The sequence below is a fragment of the Agrobacterium sp. LMR679 genome (genome assembly GCF_027157905.1).
Lineage (GTDB): Bacteria > Pseudomonadota > Alphaproteobacteria > Rhizobiales > Rhizobiaceae > Agrobacterium > Agrobacterium leguminum.
On record NZ_JAPVOJ010000001.1, the window covers coordinates 1,364,949 to 1,388,746 of the forward strand.

General features: G+C 60.1%; 21 protein-coding genes, 1 tRNA gene and 1 pseudogene. 22 read left to right on the forward strand and 1 reads right to left on the reverse strand.

Going from position 1 to position 23,798, the window contains the following annotated elements; genetic code table 11:
• The first annotated feature begins 42 nt into the window (after nucleotides 1-42).
• The 22 genes and pseudogenes from ruvB to O3W47_RS06380 all read left to right on the forward strand — a co-directional run bounded on the left by ruvB (nucleotide 43) and on the right by O3W47_RS06380 (nucleotide 23,105).
• Complete coding sequence (ruvB, locus tag O3W47_RS06275; protein WP_031234297.1) at nucleotides 43-1,083, forward strand: Holliday junction branch migration DNA helicase RuvB; 1,041 nt, start codon at nucleotides 43-45, stop codon at nucleotides 1,081-1,083.
• A gap of 52 nt (nucleotides 1,084-1,135) precedes the next feature.
• Nucleotides 1,136-1,354, forward strand: coding sequence for a DUF2945 domain-containing protein (locus O3W47_RS06280; protein ID WP_137453646.1), 219 nt, complete (start codon nucleotides 1,136-1,138; stop codon nucleotides 1,352-1,354).
• Nucleotides 1,355-1,390: 36 nt separating this feature from the next.
• Nucleotides 1,391-1,972: a DinB family protein gene (locus O3W47_RS06285; RefSeq protein WP_269313248.1), complete on the forward strand. Its 582-nt coding sequence runs from the start codon at nucleotides 1,391-1,393 to the stop codon at nucleotides 1,970-1,972.
• Nucleotides 1,969-2,493: an NUDIX hydrolase gene (locus O3W47_RS06290; RefSeq protein ID WP_080819505.1), complete on the forward strand. Its 525-nt coding sequence runs from the start codon at nucleotides 1,969-1,971 to the stop codon at nucleotides 2,491-2,493. Before O3W47_RS06285 ends, O3W47_RS06290 begins: the two co-directional genes overlap by 4 nt.
• Nucleotides 2,490-3,026, forward strand: a complete 537-nt coding sequence (locus tag O3W47_RS06295; RefSeq protein WP_269313249.1) for an NUDIX hydrolase — start codon at nucleotides 2,490-2,492, stop codon at nucleotides 3,024-3,026. The genes O3W47_RS06290 and O3W47_RS06295 overlap by 4 nt, the downstream gene beginning before the upstream one ends.
• Nucleotides 3,023-3,463: a tol-pal system-associated acyl-CoA thioesterase gene (ybgC, locus tag O3W47_RS06300; protein WP_127755575.1), complete on the forward strand. Its 441-nt coding sequence runs from the start codon at nucleotides 3,023-3,025 to the stop codon at nucleotides 3,461-3,463. The genes O3W47_RS06295 and ybgC overlap by 4 nt, the downstream gene beginning before the upstream one ends.
• A gap of 261 nt (nucleotides 3,464-3,724) precedes the next feature.
• On the forward strand, nucleotides 3,725-4,444 hold the full coding sequence (tolQ, locus tag O3W47_RS06305; protein ID WP_003523238.1) for a protein TolQ: 720 nt from the start codon (nucleotides 3,725-3,727) through the stop codon (nucleotides 4,442-4,444).
• Nucleotides 4,445-4,496: 52 nt separating this feature from the next.
• Complete coding sequence (tolR, locus tag O3W47_RS06310) at nucleotides 4,497-4,955, forward strand: protein TolR (protein ID WP_003523240.1); 459 nt, start codon at nucleotides 4,497-4,499, stop codon at nucleotides 4,953-4,955.
• Nucleotides 4,956-4,964: 9 nt separating this feature from the next.
• A complete protein-coding gene (locus O3W47_RS06315) occupies nucleotides 4,965-6,134 on the forward strand; it encodes a cell envelope integrity protein TolA (protein ID WP_003523241.1) in 1,170 nt (389 codons plus the stop codon).
• A 20-nt stretch (nucleotides 6,135-6,154) separates the two neighbouring features.
• Nucleotides 6,155-7,462: a Tol-Pal system beta propeller repeat protein TolB gene (tolB, locus tag O3W47_RS06320; protein WP_003523242.1), complete on the forward strand. Its 1,308-nt coding sequence runs from the start codon at nucleotides 6,155-6,157 to the stop codon at nucleotides 7,460-7,462.
• A gap of 210 nt (nucleotides 7,463-7,672) precedes the next feature.
• The gene (gene pal, locus O3W47_RS06325) at nucleotides 7,673-8,206 is read left to right on the forward strand and encodes a peptidoglycan-associated lipoprotein Pal (protein WP_003506243.1); all 534 of its coding nucleotides are present in this window, start codon (nucleotides 7,673-7,675) and stop codon (nucleotides 8,204-8,206) included.
• 158 nt (nucleotides 8,207-8,364) lie between these two features.
• Nucleotides 8,365-9,384: a tol-pal system protein YbgF gene (ybgF, locus tag O3W47_RS06330; protein ID WP_269313250.1), complete on the forward strand. Its 1,020-nt coding sequence runs from the start codon at nucleotides 8,365-8,367 to the stop codon at nucleotides 9,382-9,384.
• Nucleotides 9,385-9,411: 27 nt separating this feature from the next.
• A complete protein-coding gene (gene tilS / locus O3W47_RS06335; protein WP_269313251.1) occupies nucleotides 9,412-10,749 on the forward strand; it encodes a tRNA lysidine(34) synthetase TilS in 1,338 nt (445 codons plus the stop codon).
• A 154-nt stretch (nucleotides 10,750-10,903) separates the two neighbouring features.
• Nucleotides 10,904-12,867: pseudogene (ftsH, locus tag O3W47_RS06340) on the forward strand (ATP-dependent zinc metalloprotease FtsH).
• Nucleotides 12,868-13,056: 189 nt separating this feature from the next.
• A complete protein-coding gene (gene glmM / locus O3W47_RS06345; RefSeq protein WP_003523248.1) occupies nucleotides 13,057-14,409 on the forward strand; it encodes a phosphoglucosamine mutase in 1,353 nt (450 codons plus the stop codon).
• 187 nt (nucleotides 14,410-14,596) lie between these two features.
• Nucleotides 14,597-15,442, forward strand: a complete 846-nt coding sequence (locus O3W47_RS06350; protein WP_080854266.1) for an outer membrane protein — start codon at nucleotides 14,597-14,599, stop codon at nucleotides 15,440-15,442.
• A gap of 212 nt (nucleotides 15,443-15,654) precedes the next feature.
• On the forward strand, nucleotides 15,655-16,833 hold the full coding sequence (locus O3W47_RS06355; RefSeq protein WP_269313252.1) for a phosphoserine transaminase: 1,179 nt from the start codon (nucleotides 15,655-15,657) through the stop codon (nucleotides 16,831-16,833).
• An 83-nt stretch (nucleotides 16,834-16,916) separates the two neighbouring features.
• Entirely contained in the window at nucleotides 16,917-18,512 is a 1,596-nt protein-coding gene (gene serA, locus O3W47_RS06360; RefSeq protein ID WP_065656472.1) for a phosphoglycerate dehydrogenase, read from the forward strand.
• Nucleotides 18,513-18,736: 224 nt separating this feature from the next.
• Nucleotides 18,737-19,825: a Tim44 domain-containing protein gene (locus O3W47_RS06365; protein ID WP_269313253.1), complete on the forward strand. Its 1,089-nt coding sequence runs from the start codon at nucleotides 18,737-18,739 to the stop codon at nucleotides 19,823-19,825.
• Between the two features lie 473 nt (nucleotides 19,826-20,298).
• The gene (locus O3W47_RS06370) at nucleotides 20,299-21,489 is read left to right on the forward strand and encodes an OpgC family protein (RefSeq protein ID WP_080854269.1); all 1,191 of its coding nucleotides are present in this window, start codon (nucleotides 20,299-20,301) and stop codon (nucleotides 21,487-21,489) included.
• Nucleotides 21,490-21,696: 207 nt separating this feature from the next.
• Nucleotides 21,697-22,893, forward strand: a complete 1,197-nt coding sequence (gene mnmA / locus O3W47_RS06375; protein ID WP_269313254.1) for a tRNA 2-thiouridine(34) synthase MnmA — start codon at nucleotides 21,697-21,699, stop codon at nucleotides 22,891-22,893.
• 135 nt (nucleotides 22,894-23,028) lie between these two features.
• Nucleotides 23,029-23,105: transfer RNA gene (locus O3W47_RS06380), tRNA-Met, on the forward strand.
• Nucleotides 23,106-23,317: 212 nt separating this feature from the next.
• On the opposite strand, the gene O3W47_RS06385 is transcribed toward O3W47_RS06380, so the two are convergent.
• Entirely contained in the window at nucleotides 23,318-23,719 is a 402-nt protein-coding gene (locus O3W47_RS06385; RefSeq protein ID WP_269313255.1) for a hypothetical protein, read from the reverse strand.
• Nucleotides 23,720-23,798: the final 79 nt, after the last annotated feature.

Genomic DNA, 23,798 nt, shown 5'->3' on the forward strand with positions numbered 1-23,798 from the left:
AGACCACCTCATGAATTCGTTTAGAACAATGGAATGCCCTGAATGAGCGATGCGGACAGACTGATTTCGGCGGACAAGCGCGGTGAGGACATCGACACCACCCTGCGCCCGCAATCGCTGGACGATTTTACCGGCCAGGCGGAGGCCCGCGCCAATCTCAAGGTATTTATCGAGGCGGCCAAGAACCGTGGCGAAGCGCTGGATCACGTGTTGTTCGTCGGCCCGCCCGGTCTCGGCAAGACCACGCTGGCGCAGATCATGGCCAAGGAGCTTGGCGTCAACTTCAAATCCACCTCCGGCCCCGTCATCGCCAAGGCGGGCGATCTTGCAGCGCTTCTGACCAATCTCGAGGAGCGCGACGTACTCTTCATCGATGAAATCCACCGTCTCAACCCGGCGGTGGAAGAAATTCTCTATCCGGCAATGGAGGATTTCCAGCTCGACCTCATCATCGGCGAAGGACCGGCGGCCCGTTCGGTGAAGATCGATCTTTCCAAATTCACCCTTGTCGCCGCGACGACCCGTCTGGGGCTTTTGACGACGCCGCTGCGCGACCGTTTCGGCATTCCCGTCCGGTTGGCTTTCTACACTGTCGACGAACTGGAATTGATCGTTCGGCGCGGCGCGCGGCTGATGGGGCTGAACATGACCGACGAGGGGGCACGCGAGGTGGCAAGGCGCGCGCGCGGTACGCCGCGTATCGCCGGACGGCTATTGCGCCGGGTGCGCGATTTCGCCGAGGTGGCGCGGGCGGAAGCCGTTACCCGCGAGATCGCCGATGAGGCTTTGACCCGGCTTCTGGTCGACAAAATGGGTCTCGACCAGCTCGACATGCGGTATCTCACCATGATCGCCGTCAATTTCGGCGGAGGCCCGGTTGGCATCGAAACCATCGCCGCCGGCCTTTCGGAGCCGCGCGACGCCATCGAGGATATTATCGAACCCTATATGATCCAGCAGGGTTTCATCCAGCGCACGCCACGTGGCCGCATTCTGACCGGCACGGCCTGGAAACATCTGGGCATGCAGCCGCCCAAGGATCTCGAGGCGGCGCAGTTCCGGCTGACGCTGGAGGAGGATTGAGGGAACAAGCCCGGCGTGCCGGCATTTGATCGTCTTTGGCACGGAGATGATCATGCCGGTGTATCGCAAGGGCACGAAGGTCCGGTGGAGCTGGGGCGGTGGCACCGGTGAAGGTAAAATCGTCGAGACTTTCACGGATGATGTCGAACGCACCATCGCCGGCTCCAGAATAAAGCGGAAAGCGAGCAGGCAGGAGCCTGTCTATCTGATCGAGCAGGAAGACGGCGCCAGGGCTCTGAAAAGCAGATCGGAGCTTGAGCGCGTCGATTGAACGACGCCGTCCTTCGGCGGCAATGGAGGAGCCTTCATGTCTTACGATCCGCTGCGGGTCTTCCGCAAACTCGCGCGCAATAACCGGCTGGCCAATTTTCGGCTGCATCGGGCCTGTCTTCAGCTTTCGCAGGAAGCGTTTGTGGCTTCCCGCGTCAGTTTTTTTCCAACGCTGCGCGCGACGCTGAACCACATCTACACCGTCGACCGGTTTTATATCGATGCCCTGCAGGGCGGCACGCTCGGTCTTGCGGCCTTTGCCGAAGATGAGCCTTTCGCCACCATGGCGGATCTGCGTGTCGCCCAGACGGAATTGGACGAGGTGCTGATCGCATTTGTCGACAGTCTCGATGAAGACGGCCTTGCGGCTAATGTCAATATCCACCGCGGTGCCCGTATTCAGCAGGATCGCTGTGACGATATTCTGTCCCATCTCTTCCAGCACCAGACGCATCATCGGGGGCAGGCGCATGCCATGTTGTCCGGCACCGTTGTCAAGCCGCCGCAACTGGATGAATTCATTGTGGGAGATGACGCAAAGGCGAGAAAAGAAGAGATGGATGCGCTAGGGTGGACGGAAAACGATTTGATGTTTCCAGCCCGCAGGTCAGCGCCATGACACACGATACCAAGCAGGACACCCGCATCCGCATGAAGTTCAAGCCGAAGCGCATTTTCCAGATGCGGGTGGCGGGACTGGCGTTTCGCGATGGCCACGTGCTGGTGCATCGGGCGTCGCATGAAAAATTCTGGACCTTTCCGGGCGGCCGCGCCGAAATGGGCGAACGCTCCGAAGAAACGCTGGCGCGCGAAATGGTGGAAGAGCTTGGCGTCGAGGCCAAGATCGGGCGGCTTCTCTGGGCAGTCGAAAATTTCTTCCACTACGAGGGCAAGGACTGGCACGAACTCGGATTTTATTACCTGATGGACCTGCCGGAGACGCTGGCCTTTCATCCGACCGATATCATTCACCGCGTTCAGGACGGCGACAACGAACTAGAGTTCCGCTGGGTCGCCGCAACCCGTCAGGCATTGACGGAGCTTGATATTCCGCCCTATTTCATCGCCGACGAAATAGAGCACCTGCCGAAGGCCACCAGACACCTCGTCTGGCATGACGGCGATCTGGACGATAAATGACCTCTGCCCCCGAACGCCACATGATCCGGCTGGACCGGAAACCGCAGCTTTTCAGCATGCGCGTGGCGGCACTGATCTTTCAGAACGGTCATGTTCTCGTCCAGCGCGGCGCGAAGGACAGCTACTGGGCCTTGCCCGGTGGGCGTGCCGAAATCGGCGAAAGCTCGCAGGAAACCATCATCCGCGAGATCGGCGAGGAGCTTGACCGGGATTGTTCGGTCGAGCGTCTTCTCTGGTCGGCCGAGAGTTTTTTCGCCTATGACGATTTTGCGGCGCATGAGCTGGGATTTTATTATCTCGTTTCGCTTCACCAGCCTCTGCCGTTCCATGAAAGCGATATCGTGCATCGGGTGCTGGATGGCGTCGAGGTGGAGTTCCGCTGGCTGCCCGCGCAGCCTTCAGCACTTCTGAAGAGCGATCTGAGGCCCCGTTTCATCGCGGAGCGTATCCAGGCGCTGCCGCAACGGCATGAGCATCTTATCGTCCGCGAAGGACGTCCCGGTGCAGTCGAAATTCCCAAGGAGATAGTATGAGCGAGCTTGTGGTTTCGCTTTCGGGTGAGCTTATCGAACATGGCCACCGCCTGACGCAGCGTGTCTACTACGAGGATACGGATTTCTCCGGCCTCGTTTATCACGCCCGCTATCTGCATTTTCTCGAGCGCGGACGCACCGATTATCTGCGTTGCCTCGGCTGCGAACAGAGCGCGCTTCTGACCGCTGACGAAGAAGGTCTGGTCTTCGTCGTTCATCGCATGGAGATCGATTTCAAAAGCCCGGCGCGGATGGATGACGTCTTGACGATCACCACCATCACCGAGAAGGCCGGTGGCGCGAAAATGGTGCTCAGTCAGGAAATCCGGCGTGGCGAAACGCTGCTGGTCGCCGCCAAGGTCATCATCGCCGTCATCAATGCCAATGGTCGCCCGAGGCGTCTTCCGGAGACCGTGGCGGAAAAATTCCTGAAGTAATTGGCGACCGCATCCAGTAAATCCATCCCGCGTGGCCCGGCTGTAACACTCCTTTAACCATAATGGTGTCTTACTTTAGCAACTGGCATTTGTGCGGCGCACGCCTTCCTTTCACCAAATTTATTGGCAAGTAAGGCTTACTGGCAAGTATCGGGGTATGGCTAAGGGGTTGGCGGCTGTTGCCGCAGGACTTCGAGCGTTAACACGCGTTTGAATCGCCCGGTCCCGTACCGGGCGTTTGGATCTGGGGATTGGATATTTATGGAACAGGCAGGTTTGGCAGCGGCGACGCACGATGTAAGTCTCTGGGCACTGTTTATGCAGGCGGGCCTCATCGTGAAGCTCGTGATGATCGGACTTATCGCCGCCTCGGTCTGGACGTGGGCGATCGTCTTTGACAAATATGTGAGCTTCGGCAAGGCAAGACGCCAGTTCGACCAGTTCGAACAGGTCTTCTGGTCGGGTCAGTCGCTCGAAGAGCTTTATCGCACGCTGGCGGAACGCCAGAACGGCGGTCTTGCGGCGATTTTCGTTTCCGCCATGCGCGAATGGAAGAAATCCTTCGAGCGCGGCGCACGTTCGCCCATCGGGCTGCAGATGCGTATCGACCGGGCGATGGACGTGACCATGGCGCGTGAAAGCGAACAGTACGAGGCGCGCCTCGGTTCGCTCGCCACCATCGGTTCGGCCGGTCCCTTCATCGGTCTCTTCGGTACGGTTGTGGGTATCATGACCTCGTTCCAAGCGATTGCCGGTTCGAAGTCGACCAACCTTGCGGTCGTGGCGCCGGGTATCGCCGAAGCGCTTCTGGCGACGGCCATCGGCCTTGTCGCGGCTATTCCCGCGGTTATCGCCTACAACAAGTTCACGGCCGACGCGCACAAGCTTTCCGCCCGCATGGAAGGTTTCGCCGACGAGTTCTCCGCGATCCTGTCGCGCCAGATCGATGAAAAACTTCAGACGCGGCAGGCCGCCCAGTAAGCGGCCGCATGCTGTGCAGTAATTTGCCGCAAGGCAAAATGGAGTAAATGATATGGGTATGTCAGCAGGTGGTAGCGGCGGCGGTTCCGGTGGACGCCGGGGGCGCGGCGGACGACGCAGGGGCGGCGCGATCAGCGAGATCAACGTGACGCCGCTGGTCGACGTCATGCTCGTGCTGCTCATCATCTTCATGGTGGCAGCGCCGATGATGACGGTCGGCGTTCCGATCGATCTGCCGCAGACATCCGCCAATGCGCTGAACTCGGACACGCAGCCGATCACCATTTCCGTCAATGCCAATGGCCAGATCCATTTGCAGGAAACGGAAATTCAGGCGGCCGAAGTGGCCGACAAGCTGCAGGCGATCGCCACGACAGGTTATAACGAGCGCATCTTCGTGCGCGCGGATTCCGTTGCCGCTTACGGCGTCGTTGCCGATGTGATGGCGCGTATTCAGGCGGCGGGCTTCAAGAATATCGGCCTTGTGACCCAGCAGAAACAGGACAATTGACGTAAAACGATGAAGGGCAGCCTTACCACATCCGCGATCGTGCATGCGTCGCTTCTGGCTTTCGCCCTCGTATCCCTGGGCTCGCCGGAGCCGCTTGACGTTTCGCAGGCCGAGGCCCTGCCGGTGGAACTGGTGCCCATCGAGGAGCTGAGCCAGATCCAGCAGGGCGACAAGAACGCGCCGAAAGCAGAGAAGTCGGCCCCCGTTCCGACCACGCGTCCGGATATTGTCGAGAACGCCCAGAATGTCGGCAACAACACGGTCGATCTTGACGCGCCGCCGACGCCGACCACCAAGCCTAACGACAATATCAGCGCTGCTGCCCCGCCAAAGCAGGAAAAGCCGCAACCCGTCGTCGACACCAAGGCGAACGAGGTAAAGGAAATCGTCAAGGAAGAAACCTCGGCTCCGAAGCCGCAGGAAATGGCGGCCTTGCCGCAGACCAAGCCCGAGATCGCGCCGCAGCCGAAGACGGAGCCGCCGCCGCAGGAAACCAAGGCCGAGGAGCCGCCGCCCGCGCAGCAGGAACCGGCCGAAATCCCGGTGCCGCAGAACGTGCCGCGTCCGAATTCCCGTCCCGAGCCGCCGAAGCCGGAAGAGCCGAAGCAGGCCGAGACCAAGCCTGCCGAGCAGAAACCCGCGGAAAAACCGGCCGAGACCAAGCCCGATCAGGCGAAGTCCACCGACAAGCCTTCCGACAAGAAGCCCGGCGAGAAGAAGCAGGAGACTGCGAAATCGGCCTCCTCGAAGGAAAGCGATTTTAACGCTGACGATATCGCCGCGCTTTTGAACAAGCAGGCGCCTTCGGGCGGCGGCGCCAAGCGCTCCACCCAGCAGGCTTCGCTTGGCGGCAAGAAGACGACGGGCGGTTCGACGCTCAGCCAGACGGAAATGGATGCGCTGCGTGGCGCGATCCAGAAGAACTGGCAGATCATTCCCGGCATGGCGGATGCCTCGGACGTTCGCGTCCGGGTCACCATGAAGCTCGACCGTGATGGAACCATCATCGGTCGGCCCGAGATCGAGGCGACCGGCGGTTCCGAAGGGACGCGCCGTGCTCTTTCCGGCGGAGCCTATCGCGCCATCATGCGTTCTGCTCCGTTCACCAACCTTCCTGCCGACAAATATGACGCATGGAACGAAGTTGTCGTGAACTTCGATCCCAGTGAATTGCTATGAATGCTGAAAGGCCTGGCAACATGAAGATATTTTCGCCGATCCGGCTGGTGCTCGCTGTCGCGGCCCTCATGTCGGTTTTCTCCGCACCGGCTTTTGCGCGGGTGGAAATCAACATCAACAAGGGCAATGTCGAGCCGCTGCCCATCGCCATCACCGACTTCATGTCGAGCGACGGCATCGGCGCGCAGGTTTCCGCGGTCATTGCCGCCGACCTGCAGCGTTCCGGCCTTTTTGCGCCGGTCAACAAGAACGCCTTTATCGAAAAGATCAGCAATCCGGATCAGCAGCCGCGTTTCGAGGACTGGAAGGTCATCAACGCACAGGCGCTCGTGACCGGCCGTGTCACGCGTGAAAGCGATGGCCGCCTGCGCGCCGAATTCCGCCTGTGGGATACGTTCGCCAATCAGCAGATGACTGGCCAGCAGTTCTTTACCCAGCCTGAAAACTGGCGTCGCGTCGCCCACATCATCGCCGACGCCATCTATGAGCGCATCACCGGTGAAAAGGGCTACTTCGACACCCGCGTCGTTTTCGTCTCTGAAAGCGGCCCGAAGACGGCCCGCAAGCGCCAGCTGTCGATCATGGACCAGGATGGCTTCAACGTCCGTAACCTCACCAACTCGAACGACATCGTCCTGACGCCGCGTTTCTCGCCGAACCGTCAGGAAGTGACCTACATGTCCTTCGAAGGCCAGCAGCCGCGCGTTTATCTGCTGCAGCTGGAAACCGGGCAGCGCGAAGTTGTCGGTAATTTCCCCGGTATGACGTTCTCGCCGCGCTTCTCTCCGGATGGCCAGAAGGTCATCATGAGTCTGCAGCAGGATGGCAACGCCAATATCTATACCATGGACCTGCGCTCTCGCACCACGACGCGGCTGACGAACACGTCGGCGATCGATACGGCGCCGTCCTATTCGCCGGATGGGCAGCGCGTCGCCTTCGAAAGCGACCGTGGCGGCCGCCAGCAGATCTACGTCATGAATGCCGATGGTTCCGGCCAGCAGCGCGTTTCCTTCGGGGATGGTTCCTATTCCACGCCGGTCTGGTCGCCGCGCGGCGATCTGATCGCCTTTACCAAGCAGTCGGGCGGCAAGTTCTCGATCGGCGTGATGAAGACCGACGGTTCGGGCGAGCGCATCCTGACCAGCGGTTTCCACAATGAAGGCCCGACCTGGGCGCCGAACGGCCGCGTGCTGATGTTCTTCCGTCAGAACGCCGGTGCAGGCGGTCCGCAGCTCTATTCGATCGACCTGACGGGCTACAACGAACAGCTCATCAAGACGCCGACTTTCGCTTCGGATCCGGCATGGTCGCCGCTTCTGGACTGATATGACTGCCATGACGGCGCCGGCATGAACCGGCGCCGTCATGTTTTACTTGATGCCATGGGGAAGTGCGCCTCTTTCTTGCCGCAAACTGTTGTGAGGGAGCAAAAAAATGGGACATTTCCTTTCTGTTAACCATAAGCGTTTGCCGGCTATTAACCGCGATCAGTTAGTGTCCGGCAACGTTATTGAAATCCTAAGGAGAGACCGGCGATGAGCCGTACACACATTTCGGCACTCAGCCCCATGCAGAAACTGGCCCGTAACCCGGCTGTCATCGCCATGACGCTCGCGCTCGCCCTCGCAGGTTGCGCGAACAAGAAGAACATGCCGAACAGCGCCGGTGAACTTGGCCTTGGTGGCGCGGGCTCCGCAACGCCGGGCTCCCAGCAGGACTTCACGGTCAATGTCGGCGACCGTATCTTCTTCGACACCGACTCCACCTCGATCCGCGCCGACGCCCAGCAGACCCTGCAGCGCCAGGCTCAGTGGCTCGCCCGTTATCCGAACTACGCCATCACCGTTGAAGGCCATGCCGACGAACGCGGCACGCGCGAATACAACCTGGCGCTCGGCGCCCGTCGTGCGGCTGCAACCCGCGACTTCCTGGCTTCCCAGGGTGTTCCGGCAAACCGCATGAAGACGATCTCCTACGGCAAGGAAAAGCCGGTCGCCGTTTGCGACGACATCTCCTGCTGGTCGCAGAACCGCCGCGCCGTGACGGTTCTCGGTGGCGCGGGCATGTGATTGCCTGACGTTATTGTGATCTTGAATGAAAGGCGGTCTTTGGGCCGCCTTTTGTTTTTTTCATAGTTTGGCCGAAGTTAAGTTGCTTTTTCGGTTGATATGGAAAAAATCCGGCTTGCGCCATTCCGGTGCAAATCAGTTAAGGCAGGACGAATGAGATGAAGAAACTTGTCGTGGCGGGAATGCTGGGGCTTGCAGCCTGCACCGGCTTGAGCGGCATCGCCGTTTCGGGTCCGCTGTTCGGTGCGGGGGGTAGCTTCGGCACGATCAACTCTCAGCAGCAGCCCCCGGTCGTCCGGGTTCAGGCCAATGAAGCCTATCGGGTTCAGCAGCTTGAAGAACAGATCCGGCAGCTCAACGGCCGTATCGAGGAAATGAGCTTCCAGCTTCTGCAGATGCAGGAAACGATCCGCAAGGCGCAGGAAGACAATGAGTTCCGCTTCCAGGAACTGGAGAGCGGAAATGCCGGCGGCAAGGGTGCAAGCCCGACCGCTGCGCCGAAAAAGAAGGCGGAAGCCAGTCCGGTCAATCCGGCCTCACCGCCGACCGACGACGTTGCAACGATCATCGAAACGCCACCCGAGGGTGGCGCTTCCGTTTCTCCGTCTGCTCCCTCCACCGCCCCGGCAGGCGCACCGGGAGAGACGACGCTCGGCTCCATCGAGCTCGATTCCAAGGGAATGCCGGTTGGCGGCACGTTGAATCAGGGCGCTAATAATTCCTCCGGCAGCCTTCCGGGCGTCACCACCGGTAACGGCACCCGCAAGACCGATCCGGTCAATACTGCGGCGCTGACCAGCGAAGGCGATATTTATCAGGCCGCTTACGGCCATGTTCTTTCCGGTGACTACAAGCTGGCGGAACAGGGGTTCCAGCAATATCTGCAGGGTTATCCCAAGGGCACGAAGGCCGCGGATGCGAGCTTCTGGCTGGGCGAGGCGCAATATTCCCAGGGCAAGTTCAATGAGGCCGCAAAAACCTTCCTGAACGGCCATCAGGCCTATGGCAAATCTCCGAAGGCGCCGGAAATGCTGATGAAGCTCGGCATGTCGCTTGCCGCTCTCGACAATACCGAAACCGCCTGCGCCACGCTGCGCGAGGTGCCGAAGCGTTATCCCAATGCTTCCAAGACCGTGCTGAGCAAGGTTGCCAGCGAACAGAAGCGGCTGAGCTGCTGATTTTTCCCTGCGATCGCGGGTATTTCCATGCCGGTTGATGCCCGCATTCTGAACGAAAAGACTGTTGCGCCGCTTGCGGCGGCAAGGTCTTTTGTCAAAAATCTCCATACACCCGTCCATATCCTCGTCGCAATCTCCGGAGGCAGTGATTCCACCGGTCTGTTGCTGGCCGTGCATGAGGCAATGGCGGAGATGGATCGGGACGGCTTGCGCCTTTCCGCCGTCACCGTGGACCATGCGCTGAGAGCGGAATCCGCCGATGAGGCGCGCAAGGTGGCGGCGCTCTGCGCCGAACTCGGCATCACCCACGTTACCCGCCGATGGGACGGCGTCAAACCGGCCTCCGGCCTTTCCGAAGCCTCCCGACTTGCCCGCTACCGCCTGATTACCGATGTCGCCCGTGAGACCGGCGCCGATCTTGTCGTGACGGGACATACTGTCGGCGACCAACGCGAAACCGTGGCGATGCGCGCCGCCCGCAGCGGCGGCTCTGACAATCTCGGTCTCTCCGGCATGGCGGATGCGGTCTTATACGATGGCCGCCACTGGATCATGCGGCCGTTCCTGACGTGTGAGAGGCAGGCGATCCGTGACTATGTGTCCTCCCGCTCCCGCGGCTGGTTTGAGGATCCAAGCAATGAAAACACCCGATATGAGAGAGTGCGTGTGCGGCAGGCGCTTCCCGTCTCTCCCGTCCGGATCGATGCGGAAACCTCTCTCAAAAGACAGGCGCTTTCCGAAACAACGGCGGCTTTCCTGCGCGGTCACACACAGGTTTTCCATGCTGCGCTCGCCAGATTGGCCGGCGATGGCGTCAATCCCGATCTTCCCGAGTTCGGGCATGGGCTGGCGGCGCTGATCGCCACCCTTGGCGGAAGGGCATATTTTCCAGCTGCAAGCAGCATGGAACGCGTTCTGCGGTTTCTTAAAGCGGCTGAAAACGGGCGACTGACGGTCGGTCGCGTCCTGCTCGATCGCCGGCGGGACGGGCTCTATATGTTCCGCGAGCAGCGAAACCTGCCGGAGCTTCACATTGGCGCAAATGACCGGGGGCTGTGGGACGATCGTTTCCTCGTGAAGAACGGATCGGCTTTTCCAGTGCACGTCAAAGCGCGCAGGGCCAGCGATGCTGCGAAAGCGGCCGCGCTTTTTCCGTCAGTACCGGCCGGGGTGGCGAAACAGGCGATGGCGGGGCTGCCGCAAATTGCCGCAGCGGCCGATGAGCCGGATTCGAGGGCGGAGGCCGTCACCATCACGCCGAGGCTCGCACCTTTCGATCTGTTCCTGTCGCGTTTCGACCTTGAGTTGGCGAATGCAATCGCCAATTTATTCGGGCGGACGGCATATCCACAGCCCCCGGTTTAAATCCGGCCTCTTTTTCGTGAATTGCCTTGGAATAGTTTTTACACCAAAACGCATCAGATAATGCGCTTTGCCTTGGCAACGGCAGATGTCGTCCTTATGTTAGGGGCACGTAAGAGCGGGCAGCAGATATGCCCGTGTGAGTTCGGGGAGTTCGATGAACCCAAATTTCAGAAATTTCGCCTTGTGGGCCGTGATTGCCCTCTTGCTGATCGCGTTGTTCAGCATGTTCCAGACGTCGCCGACGCAAACGGGTTCGCGGGAAATTCCGTATTCCCAGTTTCTTCGCGACGTGGATTCCGGGCGAGTTCGCGACGTGACCGTCACCGGTAACCGGGTTCTCGGAACCTACACCGAAAACGGCACGGCCTTTCAGACCTATTCCCCCGTCATCGACGACAGCCTGATGGAGCGCTTGCAGAGCAAGAACGTCACCATCGTGGCGCGTCCCGAAAGCGACGGTTCCTCCGGTTTCCTGAGTTATCTCGGCACGCTTCTGCCGATGTTCCTCATTCTCGGCGTCTGGCTGTTCTTCATGCGGCAGATGCAGGGCGGCTCGCGTGGTGCGATGGGCTTTGGCAAATCCAAGGCCAAGCTTTTGACGGAAGCCCATGGCCGCGTGACGTTCGATGACGTTGCAGGCGTGGACGAAGCCAAGCAGGACCTCGAGGAAATCGTCGAATTCCTGCGCGATCCGCAGAAGTTCCAGCGCCTCGGCGGCAAAATTCCGCGTGGCGTGCTGCTCGTCGGCCCGCCCGGTACGGGTAAGACGCTTCTGGCGCGTTCCGTCGCGGGCGAGGCCAATGTACCCTTCTTCACGATTTCCGGTTCGGATTTCGTGGAAATGTTCGTCGGCGTCGGCGCAAGCCGTGTGCGTGACATGTTCGAGCAGGCCAAGAAGAACGCACCCTGCATCATCTTCATCGACGAAATCGACGCCGTCGGCCGCCATCGCGGCGCCGGTCTTGGCGGCGGTAACGACGAGCGCGAGCAGACGCTGAACCAGCTGCTGGTCGAGATGGACGGTTTCGAGGCGAATGAGGGCATCATCCTCATCGCCGCCACCAACCGTCCCGACGTTCTCGACCCTGCACTTCTGCGTCCCGGCCGTTTCGACCGTCAGGTCGTCGTGCCGAACCCGGATATTGTCGGCCGCGAGCGCATCCTCAAAGTGCATATCCGCAACGTGCCGCTGGCGCCGAATGTCGACCTCAAGGTTCTGGCCCGTGGTACCCCCGGTTTCTCGGGTGCGGACCTGATGAACCTCGTCAACGAAGCCGCCCTGATGGCTGCCCGCCGCAACAAGCGCGTCGTCACCATGCAGGAATTCGAAGACGCCAAGGACAAGATCATGATGGGTGCGGAACGCCGCTCCTCCGCCATGACCGAGGCCGAAAAGAAGCTGACCGCCTATCACGAAGCCGGACACGCCATCACCGCGCTGAAGGTTGCCGTGGCCGATCCGTTGCACAAGGCGACGATCATTCCGCGCGGCCGCGCGCTCGGCATGGTCATGCAGCTGCCGGAAGGCGACCGCTACTCCATGAGCTACAAGTGGATGGTGTCGCGCCTCGTCATCATGATGGGTGGCCGCGTTGCCGAGGAACTGACCTTCGGCAAGGAAAACATCACCTCCGGCGCCTCTTCGGATATCGAGCAGGCCACCAAGCTTGCCCGTGCCATGGTCACGCAATGGGGCTTCTCCGATGCTCTCGGCCAGGTGTCCTATGGTGAAAACCAGCAGGAAGTCTTCCTCGGCCATTCCGTCTCGCAGTCGAAGAATGTTTCCGAGGCGACGGCCCAGACCATCGACACGGAAGTTCGCCGCCTGATCGACGAGGCTTATGGCGAGGCGCGCCGCATCCTGACGGAAAACCACGATGGTTTCGTTGCGATTGCCGAAGGTCTTCTCGAATACGAAACCCTGACGGGCGACGAGATCAAAGCCCTGCTGAAGGGCGAGAAGCCGGCCCGCGACCTGGGTGACGATTCTCCGGGCAGCCGTGGTTCGGCAGTGCCGAAGGCAGGCACCAAGAAGGACGGCCCCAGTGAAGTAAAGGGTGACGCGAAGCAAAGGGCGACGGCGAGGCCGAAGGCGGCATGGAGCCGCAGCCGCATTGATCGTTCGCGCAAGCTAAGAATTGTAAAAGGCCATCCGGGTTTCCGGGTGGCCTTTTCATTTTGGTAACAAGATATAAGCCATTTTTGCGCTAATTTACGTGCTGTTTATCGTGGTTTGTGGCATCTAGCCAAAAACGCTTCCGGCTGTTTTCACCTTTGCCGGAATGCTGGAAAAGATTTGGAGTTCAAATGGCACGCCGTTATTTCGGAACCGATGGTATCCGCGGACAATCGAACGTATTTCCCATGACGCCTGATCTGGCGATGCGTGTGGGCATTGCGGTCGGGACGATCTTCCGCCGTGGCCATCATCGCCATCGCGTGGTCATTGGTAAGGATACGCGTCTTTCCGGTTATATGCTGGAAAACGCGCTGGTCGCCGGCTTCACCGCCGCCGGTCTCGATGTCTTCCTGCTCGGCCCCATTCCGACGCCCGCCGTCGCCATGCTGACCCGCTCGCTGCGCGCCGATATCGGTGTGATGATCTCAGCCTCGCACAACCCCTTCTCCGATAACGGCATCAAGCTTTTCGGACCGGATGGTTACAAGCTTTCCGACGAGCTGGAACTGGAGATCGAGGACCTTCTCGACAAGGATATCTATGCGCAGCTGGCCAAGCCGAGCGAGATCGGCCGCGCCAAGCGCGTGGATGGCGACATCTATCGTTATATCGAATTCGTCAAGCGCACCCTGCCGCGCGATGTGACGCTGAGCGGACTGCGGATCGCCATCGACTGCGCCAATGGCGCGGCGTACAAGGTGGCGCCTGCTGCGCTCTGGGAACTCGGCGCGGAAGTCGTCACCATCGGCAATGAGCCGAACGGCATCAACATCAATCTGGAATGCGGCTCCACCCACCCGGAAGCGCTGCAGAAGAAGGTGCATGAAGTACGGGCCGATATCGGCATCGCGCTCGATGGCGATGCGGACCGCGTCATCATCGTTGACGAGCGCGGCGAGATCGTCGATGGCGACCAGCTGATGGCCGTCATCGCCGATAGCTGGGCTGCCGACAACACGCTGCGCGGCGGCGGTATCGTGGCGACCGTCATGTCGAATCTCGGGCTGGAACGCTTCCTGGGCGACAAGGGCCTTACCCTTGCCCGCACCAAGGTGGGCGACCGCTATGTCGTTGAGCATATGCGTAACCACAATTTCAACGTTGGCGGCGAGCAGTCCGGCCATATCGTGCTGTCGGATTATGGCACGACGGGCGATGGCCTTGTTGCGGCCTTGCAGGTTCTCGCCAAGGTCAAGCGCTCCGGCCTCACGGTCAGCGAAGTCTGCCGCAAGTTCGAGCCGGTGCCGCAGCTTTTGAAGAATGTCCGTATTTCCGGCGGCAAGCCGCTGGAAAACCCTGTCGTGCAGCAGGCGATTGCGGATGCGGAAAGCGCATTGGCCAATAATGGCCGCCTTGTCATCCGCCCCTCGGGTACGGAGCCGCTGATCCGCGTCATGGCGGAGGGCGACGACAGCGCGAAGGTGGAGCAGATCGTCAACGATCTCGTCGGCGTCATCGCCAATGCCCGCTCGGCGGCGTGAGCTTCCACGACAGTAACGCCTGAAAAAGCCGGCTCTGCAGCCGGCTTTTTCTTTGAGTATTTCCTAATAAATATAGTGAATGATCGTGGTTAATCGGGACTTAACCATTTTACGTCAATCTCCATGACTGAACAGTTCACTGGCATCTGCTGCCGAAACCGCACGTGCCTCTTCTGGAGTGGAAGTCATGAAAAACGCCCTGGCCGGATTTCTGGCCGTCCTGTTGACCGGTACCAGCGCCATCGCTGCCGATCTTTATCAAGCCGAGCCCGCACCGGCCTATGTCGAGGCCCCCGAAGTCGAGATCACCCAGGCAAGCGGCTGGTATCTGCGCGGCGACGTCGGTTATTCCTTCAACAAGCTGCGCGGCGCCCATTATTATCAGGGCGGCCCCGGCGGCTATCTCGCGGATTTTGATACCGCGACGATTAAGGACAGCTATGTCATCGGCGCCGGTGTCGGTTATCAGTTCAACAATTATTTCCGCAGTGACGTTACCTTTGACTATATGGGTAAGTCGGATTTCCGCGGCTCCACGAGCGGTTTCTGCGGTTCCGTTCCCGGTCGCTGCGTCTCGGAGGACCTTAGCTCGGTTCGCGCCTATACTCTGATGGCGAATGCCTATGTCGATCTGGGCACCTATGGCCGTGTCACGCCTTATGTCGGTGGCGGTATCGGCGGTTCCTACGTGAAGTGGGACAAGCTGCGCAACACATCCTGCAGCGTCAATGGCCTGGGCTGCGACCCGACCACGGAACATGGCGGCAAGGGCAAGTGGCGCTTCGCTTACGCTCTGATGGCCGGCGCATCCATCGATGTCACCTGTAACCTGAAGGCCGATATCGGCTATCGTTTCCGCCATATCAACAAGGGCGATATGTTCGCTTATGAGAATGGCGGCGGTCCGGGTCGTGACAAGGGCCTTTATTCGCATGAAGTGCGCGTCGGCGGCCGTTATGTCTTCAACGGCTGCGATACCGCGCAATACATGCCGCCCGCCGATATTCCGCTGCAGCCTGCCGTTTATAAATAAACGTCACGCCCCGCTGGTAGTTTCAGATCGTCCGCATCCTCCGGGTGCGGGCGGTTTTGTTTTACCGGCATCTGACACGGGGCATGACGCATATGGACCAAAATTCTTCTGCGTAGCGACATATTCCGCTTGACTGGGATCGGCGAGAGGAATAGCAACGGCGTCAGGACACCTCTCCCTAACGAGAGGCGCCTATCTGAAAGGGTAGTTAAATGACAGATATCGTGAAGCCGGACGTCCGTCCGGGCAATACGCATTTTTCCTCTGGTCCCTGCTCGAAGCGCCCCGGTTGGTCGCTAGATGCTCTCTCCGATGCGCCGCTCGGTCGCTCGCATCGCGCCAAGGTTGGCAAAGCCAAGCTGAAGCAGGCCATCGATCTCACCCGTGAAGTTCTGAACGTTCCTGCCGATTATCGCATCGGTATCGTTCCCGCATCCGACACCGGCGCCGTTGAAATGGCGCTCTGGTCGCTGCTCGGTGAACGCGGCGTCGATATGCTCGCCTGGGAAAGCTTCGGCGCCGGCTGGGTCACCGACGTCGTCAAGCAGCTGAAGCTGAAGGACGTCCGCAAATTCGAGGCCGATTACGGCCTGCTGCCGAACCTTGCCGAAGTCGATTTCGACCGCGACGTGGTTTTCACCTGGAACGGCACCACCTCCGGCGTTCGCGTCCCCAATGCCGATTTCATCCCGGCTGACCGCAAGGGTCTGACCATCTGCGACGCCACTTCGGCGGCCTTCGCACAGGATATGGATTTTACGAAACTCGACGTCGTCACCTTCTCCTGGCAGAAGGTGCTGGGCGGTGAGGGCGGCCATGGCGTCATCATCCTTTCGCCACGCGCTGTCGAGCGTCTCTTGAGCTACGCACCGGCTTGGCCTCTGCCGAAAATCTTCCGCATGGTCTCCGGCGGCAAGCTGATCGAAGGCATCTTCACCGGCGAAACCATCAACACGCCGTCCATGCTCTGCGTTGAAGATTACATCGACGCGCTGCTGTGGGCGAAGAATCTCGGTGGCCTCAAGGCGCTGATCGGCCGTGCCGATGCCAATGCCAAGGTCATTTACGACTTCATCGAAAAGAACGACTGGATCGCCAACCTGGCCGTCAAGCCGGAAACCCGCTCCAACACCTCCGTCTGCCTGAAGATCGTTGATCCCGAGGTGCAGGCGCTGGATGCCGCCGCACAGGCTGATTTCGCCAAGGGCGTTGTCCCCCTGCTCGAAAAGGAAAATGTCGCCCTCGATATCGGCGCTTACCGTGACGCACCGTCCGGCCTGCGCATCTGGGCCGGCGCGACCATCGAGACGGCGGATATGGAAGCCGTCATGCCCTGGCTCGCCTGGGCCTACCAGACGCAGAAGGCAGCACTTTCCAAGGCTGCCGCCTGATTTTGATACCGGCCCTGCGCTGATGCAGGGCCGCACATTCCCCGCTTTCAAAACTGCACCGTTTTTCAAGGAGCCCGTGAACCATGGCACCTCGCGTACTCGTATCCGACGAACTGTCGGAAACCGCCGTCCAGATCTTCCGTGATCGTGGCGTCGAAGTCGATTTCCAGCCGAAGCTCGGCAAGGACAAGGACAAGCTTGCTGAAATCATCGGTAACTACGATGGTCTCGCCATCCGCTCCGCCACCAAGGCGACCGAAAAGCTGATCGAGGCGGCGACCAACCTCAAGGTCATCGGCCGCGCCGGCATCGGCGTCGACAATGTCGATATTCCGGCCGCATCGCGCCGCGGCATCATCGTCATGAACACGCCCTTCGGCAACTCCATCACCACAGCCGAACATGCGATTGCGCTGATGTTCGCCGTCGCCCGCCAGCTTCCGGCCGCTGACAGCTCCACGCAGGCCGGAAAGTGGGAAAAGTCGAAATTCATGGGTGTCGAAATCACCGGCAAGACGCTTGGCGTCATCGGTGCGGGCAACATCGGCTCCATCGTCTGCTCGCGGGCGCTGGGCTTGAAGATGCATGTTCTGGCCTACGACCCCTTCCTGTCGCCAGAGCGTGCGCAGGAAATGGGCGTGACCAAGGTTGAGCTGGACGAGCTTCTGGCCCAGGCCGACTTCATCACCCTGCACGTGCCGATGACCGACAAGACGCGCGGCATCCTCAATGCCGAAAACCTCGCCAAGACCAAGAAGGGCGTGCGTATCGTCAACTGCGCCCGTGGCGGTCTGGTAGATGAAGCGGCCCTTGCCGAAGCCATCAAGTCCGGCCATGTCGCCGGCGCCGGTTTCGACGTGTTCGAAGTCGAGCCCGCCACCGAGAGCCCGCTTTTCGGCCTGCCGAACGTCGTCTGCACGCCGCATCTCGGCGCATCGACCACGGAAGCGCAGGAAAACGTCGCCCTTCAGGTTGCCGAGCAGATGTCGGATTATCTGGTCAAGGGTGCGGTTTCCAACGCCATCAACATGCCGTCGATTACGGCTGAGGAAGCACCGCGCCTGAAGCCCTTCATCCGTCTGGCGGATGTTCTCGGCTCCTTCGTCGGCCAGGTGCAGGAAAGCGCCACCAAGGAAATCGAAATCCTCTATGATGGCGCAACCGCCAGCATGAACACGAAGGCATTGACCAGTGCATTGCTGGCCGGCCTTATCCGCAGCCAGGTTGCGGATGTGAACATGGTTTCGGCCCCGGTCATGATCAAGGAAAAGGGCATCATCCTCTCCGAGGTCAAGCGCGACAAGACCGGCGTTTACGACGGCTACATCAAGCTGACGGTCAAGACGGAAAACCAGATCCGCTCGGTTGCCGGCACGGTGTTCTCGGATGGCAAGCCGCGCTTCATCCAGATCAAGAACATCAACATGGATGCCGATGTCGGATCGCACATGATCTACATCACCAACACCGACGTTCCCGGCATGATCGGCTTCATGGGCACCACGCTCGGCGAGGCTGGCGTCAACATCGCCAACTTCCAGCTCGGCCGTGAAAAGGAAGGCGGCGACGCCATCGCGCTGCTTTATGTTGACGGCCCGGTTTCCGAAGCCGTGCTGGACAAGCTGCGCGCCAACCCGGCGATCCGCCAGGTGAAGCCGCTGACCTTCAACGTCGACTGATCTTATCGTTCCTCCCAAGGGGACAATAAGGCCCGGCGCAGGGGAGACCCTGTGCCGGGTTTTTCGTTTTTCCAGTGTCTGTTTCGTCGCAAAATACGGGCGACTATCGCATTGGTTGCATATCACAAAAAATTTAAGCCAAGTGCTCTAAAAATGATGATCATGAGTTGCTATATCGCCTGCTGACATGCCGCTCATGGGAGGGCGGCCAACAGGAGATAACGATGTTTGCTGCCTTTCGGCGCTTCAAGGGTTTGTTCGCAGTCGCCGCGCTTGGTATCGCGGTGTCTTTCGTGGCGGTTGATATGGCAGAAGCGCGTCGCGCCAGCGGCGGTTTCGGCAGCCGCGGTACGCGGACCTATTCCGCTCCGCCTTCGACCAGCACCGCGCCCGGCCAGACCGCGCCGATCAACCGCAGCATGACGCCCAACACCAATCAGGCAGCGCCGAACGCTGCTCAGCCGGCCCGTCCGGGCGCGCAGGCGCCGCAGCAGAGCCGCGGCCTGTTCGGCGGCATGATGGGTGGTTTGATGGGCGGCCTCCTGATGGGCGGTCTTTTCGGCATGCTGCTGGGTGGCGGTTTTGGCGGTATGGCCGGTTTCTTCGGCATGCTGTTGCAGGTGGCGTTGATCGGTCTTCTGGTCATGCTCGCCATGCGTTTCTTCGCCTCGCGCCGTCAGGGCCAACCCGCTTATGGCTCGGCCGGCGGGTCTCAGCGCACGGATCATTCCGGTTCTTCCTATAATGGCGCTTCGCAGGCGGGTTCTGCCGCTTCCTCGTTCAAGATTCCGAAGATCGGCGCGCTGGCCGGCACTGCGGGCGGTGCAGCCGCCGCTGCCGCAACGGCAAAGCCTGCGCCTCATGCCCCCGCGCCTCATGCCAATGCCATGTCGGAAGGCGATGAAATCGGCATTACCCAGGGCGATCTCGAAACTTTCCAGAAAATGCTGGAAGACGTTCAGGCCGCTTATGCCGCCGAGGATTATGGCACATTGCGCAAGCTGACGACGCCGGAAGCCATGTCTTACCTCGCAGAAGAACTGAGCGACAACGCCACGAGCGGCGTGAAAAACGACGTGCGCGATGTGACGCTGCTACAGGGCGACGTTGCCGAAGCATGGCACGAAGAGGGCCAGGACTATGCAACGGTGGCGATGCGTTACTCCGCCATCGACGTGATGCGCGACCGCACCTCCGGCAAGGTGATCGAAGGTGATGAGCACCAGCCTTCTGAAGCGGTGGAAATGTGGACCTTCGTTCGCCGCCCCGGAAACGACAACTGGCAGGTGGCCGCCATTCAGGCCGCTGCCTGACGAATCGAAGCGTGTTTAACAGATAAAGGCCCGGCGGTTTGGTGACCGCCGGGCCTTTGCTCGTCTCGCTCCCGGAAAGCATGGTTGCGCCGACGCTCGCTCAGCTAGAGGGACAGCAAGATGCGGTCAAAAAACGACTGATAAATTTAACGGGTGATATCTCCCCCGCTCATCGGCGGTGAATTCCGCTTCGCCCTGCTATGCAAGGCTTTGAGCCCTGCCTGTTGCGGCATGTTGCCCGCGCATGGCTCATCCGCTTCACGGAATTGCCTTTTTTTATTCATCCGGCATTCAGTCCCTGCATCCTAACCAGAATGCATACACGTCAATGTGACTTTTCGCGCCGGTTCTAAACCGCTTTGGAAAGGGAACCTCAGGCGCAAAACAGCGTTGACAATCCAATCCCCGGCCCCTCCCAAGCCGGGCTGGGTGGCTGGGCAATGCAGGCCCTGCGAGAACGGAGAGCTATCGAGATGAAACGCTTTGACCTGATCGACGGGATGCGTGGTTACTTCCTCGTCTTCATGCTGATCAACCATCTGGTGTTTGCCGGCGGCTTCTGGCTGGTGGAAATCAATCACCGGCAGTTTGCCTTTGTCGAGGACGCCCAGGGCTTCGTGTTCCTGTCCGGCCTGCTGATCGGCATGGTCTATGCGCGCAAGATGATGAAATACGGCTATGACGCCGGCAAGCAGATGATCTGGAACCGGGCGCTGGAACTCTATCGTTACGCGATGGGTCTCGTCATCGCCGTGCTGTTCTTCCGCATGGTCATCCCACATGCGCCTTACATCTGGTACAACTGGCTTGGCATGACGTCGTTCGACGATCCGCTGCGGCTGGCGGCGATTGCGACATTCCTGTTCCAGCCGACCTTCATGGATATTCTGCCGCAATATATCGTCTACATGATCTTTGCGCCGGTGCTGGTGAAGCTCTGCCTCGACGGCAAGTGGGCCTATGTTATGGCCGGCTCCCTGCTGGTCTGGATGGCCGGCCAGCTTGGCCTGCAGCAGATCGTGACGACCCCGCTCAACGAACTCGTGAAGGGTGCGGACGAGCAGGGCATTCGCGTCAGCTTCAACCTGCTCGGCTGGCAGCTCGTATTCTATTCGGCGCTGGTGATGGGCGCGATGACGGCGCAGAATCGCATTCCGTGGAAGGCGATCTTCTCGCCTGAGCATACGTGGCTGCCGAAGGCGGCACTCGTCATCTGCCTGTTCTTCATGCCGCTGCGCATCGCCACCGCTTGGGGCCTGATGCCGGAATTCATGATGGGCAAATTTTCCACGATGGAAATCCGCGCCGATTTCGGCCCGGTCTATCTCATCAACTTCCTCGCCGTCGGCGTCGGCCTGACCTGGCTGGTGATCGCAGGTCCGAAACACCACCGTCCGCTCGTGCGCTCCATCGCGGAGGGCGTCATCTGGGTGCTGTCGCTAAAGTTCCTGCAATTGCTCGGCCGCCATTCGCTGCAGGTCTATGTCTGGCACGTGGCGATCGTTTATGGCGTCTATTATCTGGATGGCCGCACGGCGGAGCTGTCGCAGCTCAACAAGACGCTGATCGCCTTCACGGCTATCGGATTGCTGGCCCTGCCAGCCCTGTGGCGGGAGCGCGACAAGTGGTTCGGCAGCAGCGGCCAGAAGACGGCCGGCGCCTGACGGCCGGGTCCCAACCTGAATCTGGCGGCTTTGCGGGGCGGTTTTCCGCCCCGTACTTGCGTGCGCGGCCATTCCTTTCTATATGCAGCCCTTAAATCCGCAGGATAGCGAGACAGGACGGCCCCATTGATGGCCAGGTTTCTCGCGGCGGATGACCGACAGGCGGCGGGGCCTTTACCCCCGTTATGACTGACGATGGGAAAAAACGTGAATACGCTCGATTTTGACAAGAGGCCGGAAGATACCCGGATCGTTGTCGCCATGTCCGGTGGCGTCGATTCTTCGGTGGTGGCCGGTATCCTCAAGCGCGAGGGTTATGATGTCCTCGGCATTACCCTCCAGCTCTATGACCACGGTGCTGCCGTGCACCGCGCGGGCTCCTGTTGCGCGGGGCAGGATATCGACGATGCGCGCCGGGTCTGCGAAACGCTCGGCATTCCCCACTATGTGCTGGATTACGAAGCGCGGTTCCGCGAAACCGTCATCAACCCCTTTGCCGAAGCCTATGCGATGGGTGAAACGCCGATCCCCTGCGTGGCCTGCAACCAGACGGTAAAACTCGCCGATCTGCTCGCTACGGCGCAGGAACTCGGCGCCGATGCGCTGGCGACCGGCCATTACATCCGCTCGCGCCCCAATCCCGTTTCCGGTCAGCCGGGGCGGCGTGCGCTTTATCGGCCGATCGACAGCGACCGCGACCAGAGCTGGTTCCTGTTCGCCACGACACAGGAACAGATCGATTATCTGCGCTTTCCGCTCGGCGGCCTCTCCAAGGCCGAGACGCGCGCTCTGGCGGAAGATATGGGGCTTGTCGTCGCCAAGAAGGCTGACAGCCAGGACATCTGTTTCGTGCCGCAGGGCAAATATACCGATATCATCAACAAGCTGAAGCCGAATGCGGCATTGGCGGGTGATATCGTCCATCTCGACGGGCGCGTGCTCGGCCGCCACGATGGTATCGTGCATTACACGATCGGCCAGCGCCGCGGCATTGGTGTCGCAACGGGAGAGCCGCTTTATGTCGTGCATCTCGATGCACGCGGCCGCCGGGTCATCGTTGGCCCGCGCGAAGCGCTGGAAACCCGCCGGGTCTATCTGCGTGACATGAACTGGCTGGGCGACGGCGAGTTGGCGAGCGATGCCGGGCAGGGCTTTGCCTGTTTCGCCAAGGTGCGCTCCACCCGCCCGCCGACGGAAGCGGTGCTACATGCGGACGAAAACGGTATTTATGTGGACCTGATGACCGGGGAGGCCGGTGTCGCTCCCGGTCAGGCCTGCGTGCTTTATTCCGCGCCGGGTGCGGATGCCCGCGTTTACGGCGGCGGTTTCATCGAGCGGTCGGAACGCTCGGCCGAAGCCGAGGCGTCGCTCAAGGCGCTTCTGGAAAAGCCGGTTGCCGCCTGAAACCATTCGCTTTTTGCAGCGATGCGGAAAGCGAATTTTTTGCGCATCTTGCGCTTGACACTTTGGGGAGCGGCACCTTATAAGCCGCTCATCCTGATGGAACGGCCGGTCACATGACTGTCACGTTTCCCCTGTGGCGGGGTAGCTCAGGTGGTTAGAGCAGCGGAATCATAATCCGCGTGTCGGGGGTTCAAGTCCCTCTCCCGCTACCACTTTCCTTCATATGAAAAATCCAGATCGCACCATTCTGCGCCCGTGTTTCATTGCTTTTCCGAGCCGGAAAAACGATTGATTGTACCCTGTAGCGCGTTTTCGGAATTTTGACACGAGAAATCGGAATTTCTTCAAATTCCAGAACCCGTGTCAAAGGACTTTAAAGAGGCTCGTAAGCGGCCATTGACGAGGCCTTGAAGGCAAGACTGAGTTACCCAAACATCGGTTTAAGGGTCGCTGCCGCCGCGGGCTGATAGGTCCACCGCCATTTGTCGGTGAGCGCTCCTGCCAATCGTTTTGCAATCTCGTTTCGAGCAGGTTCGGAGTAGAGCGTCAGCTTGTTGGCGTAGGTCTTCGCGAGTTCGTCCGGCACTGCCGTCAGTGCTTCCGCTAAGAATGTCTCAACATCGTTTTTCTCCACCGCCTGAGCTTCTTCATAGAAGGTATATGTATGGCCGAGATAGCGCGCCACTATAACCGCGACCTCCATTGTTGCGGTGGCTTCTCGGCGGCGTCGAACGCCTGCGCCCCCAAACCCATTCTTGAACGTGCGCGGGACAACCGCCAGCGCTACGCAGATGGCTTTGTCGATATCCTCGGGTCTGTCGGGCATACTTTCCTCCTGAGAAGCTCAAAAAAGAACCCGCTCGCAGCCTACGCCGCAAACGAGTTCTATGTGGCGCTTCAGGGGC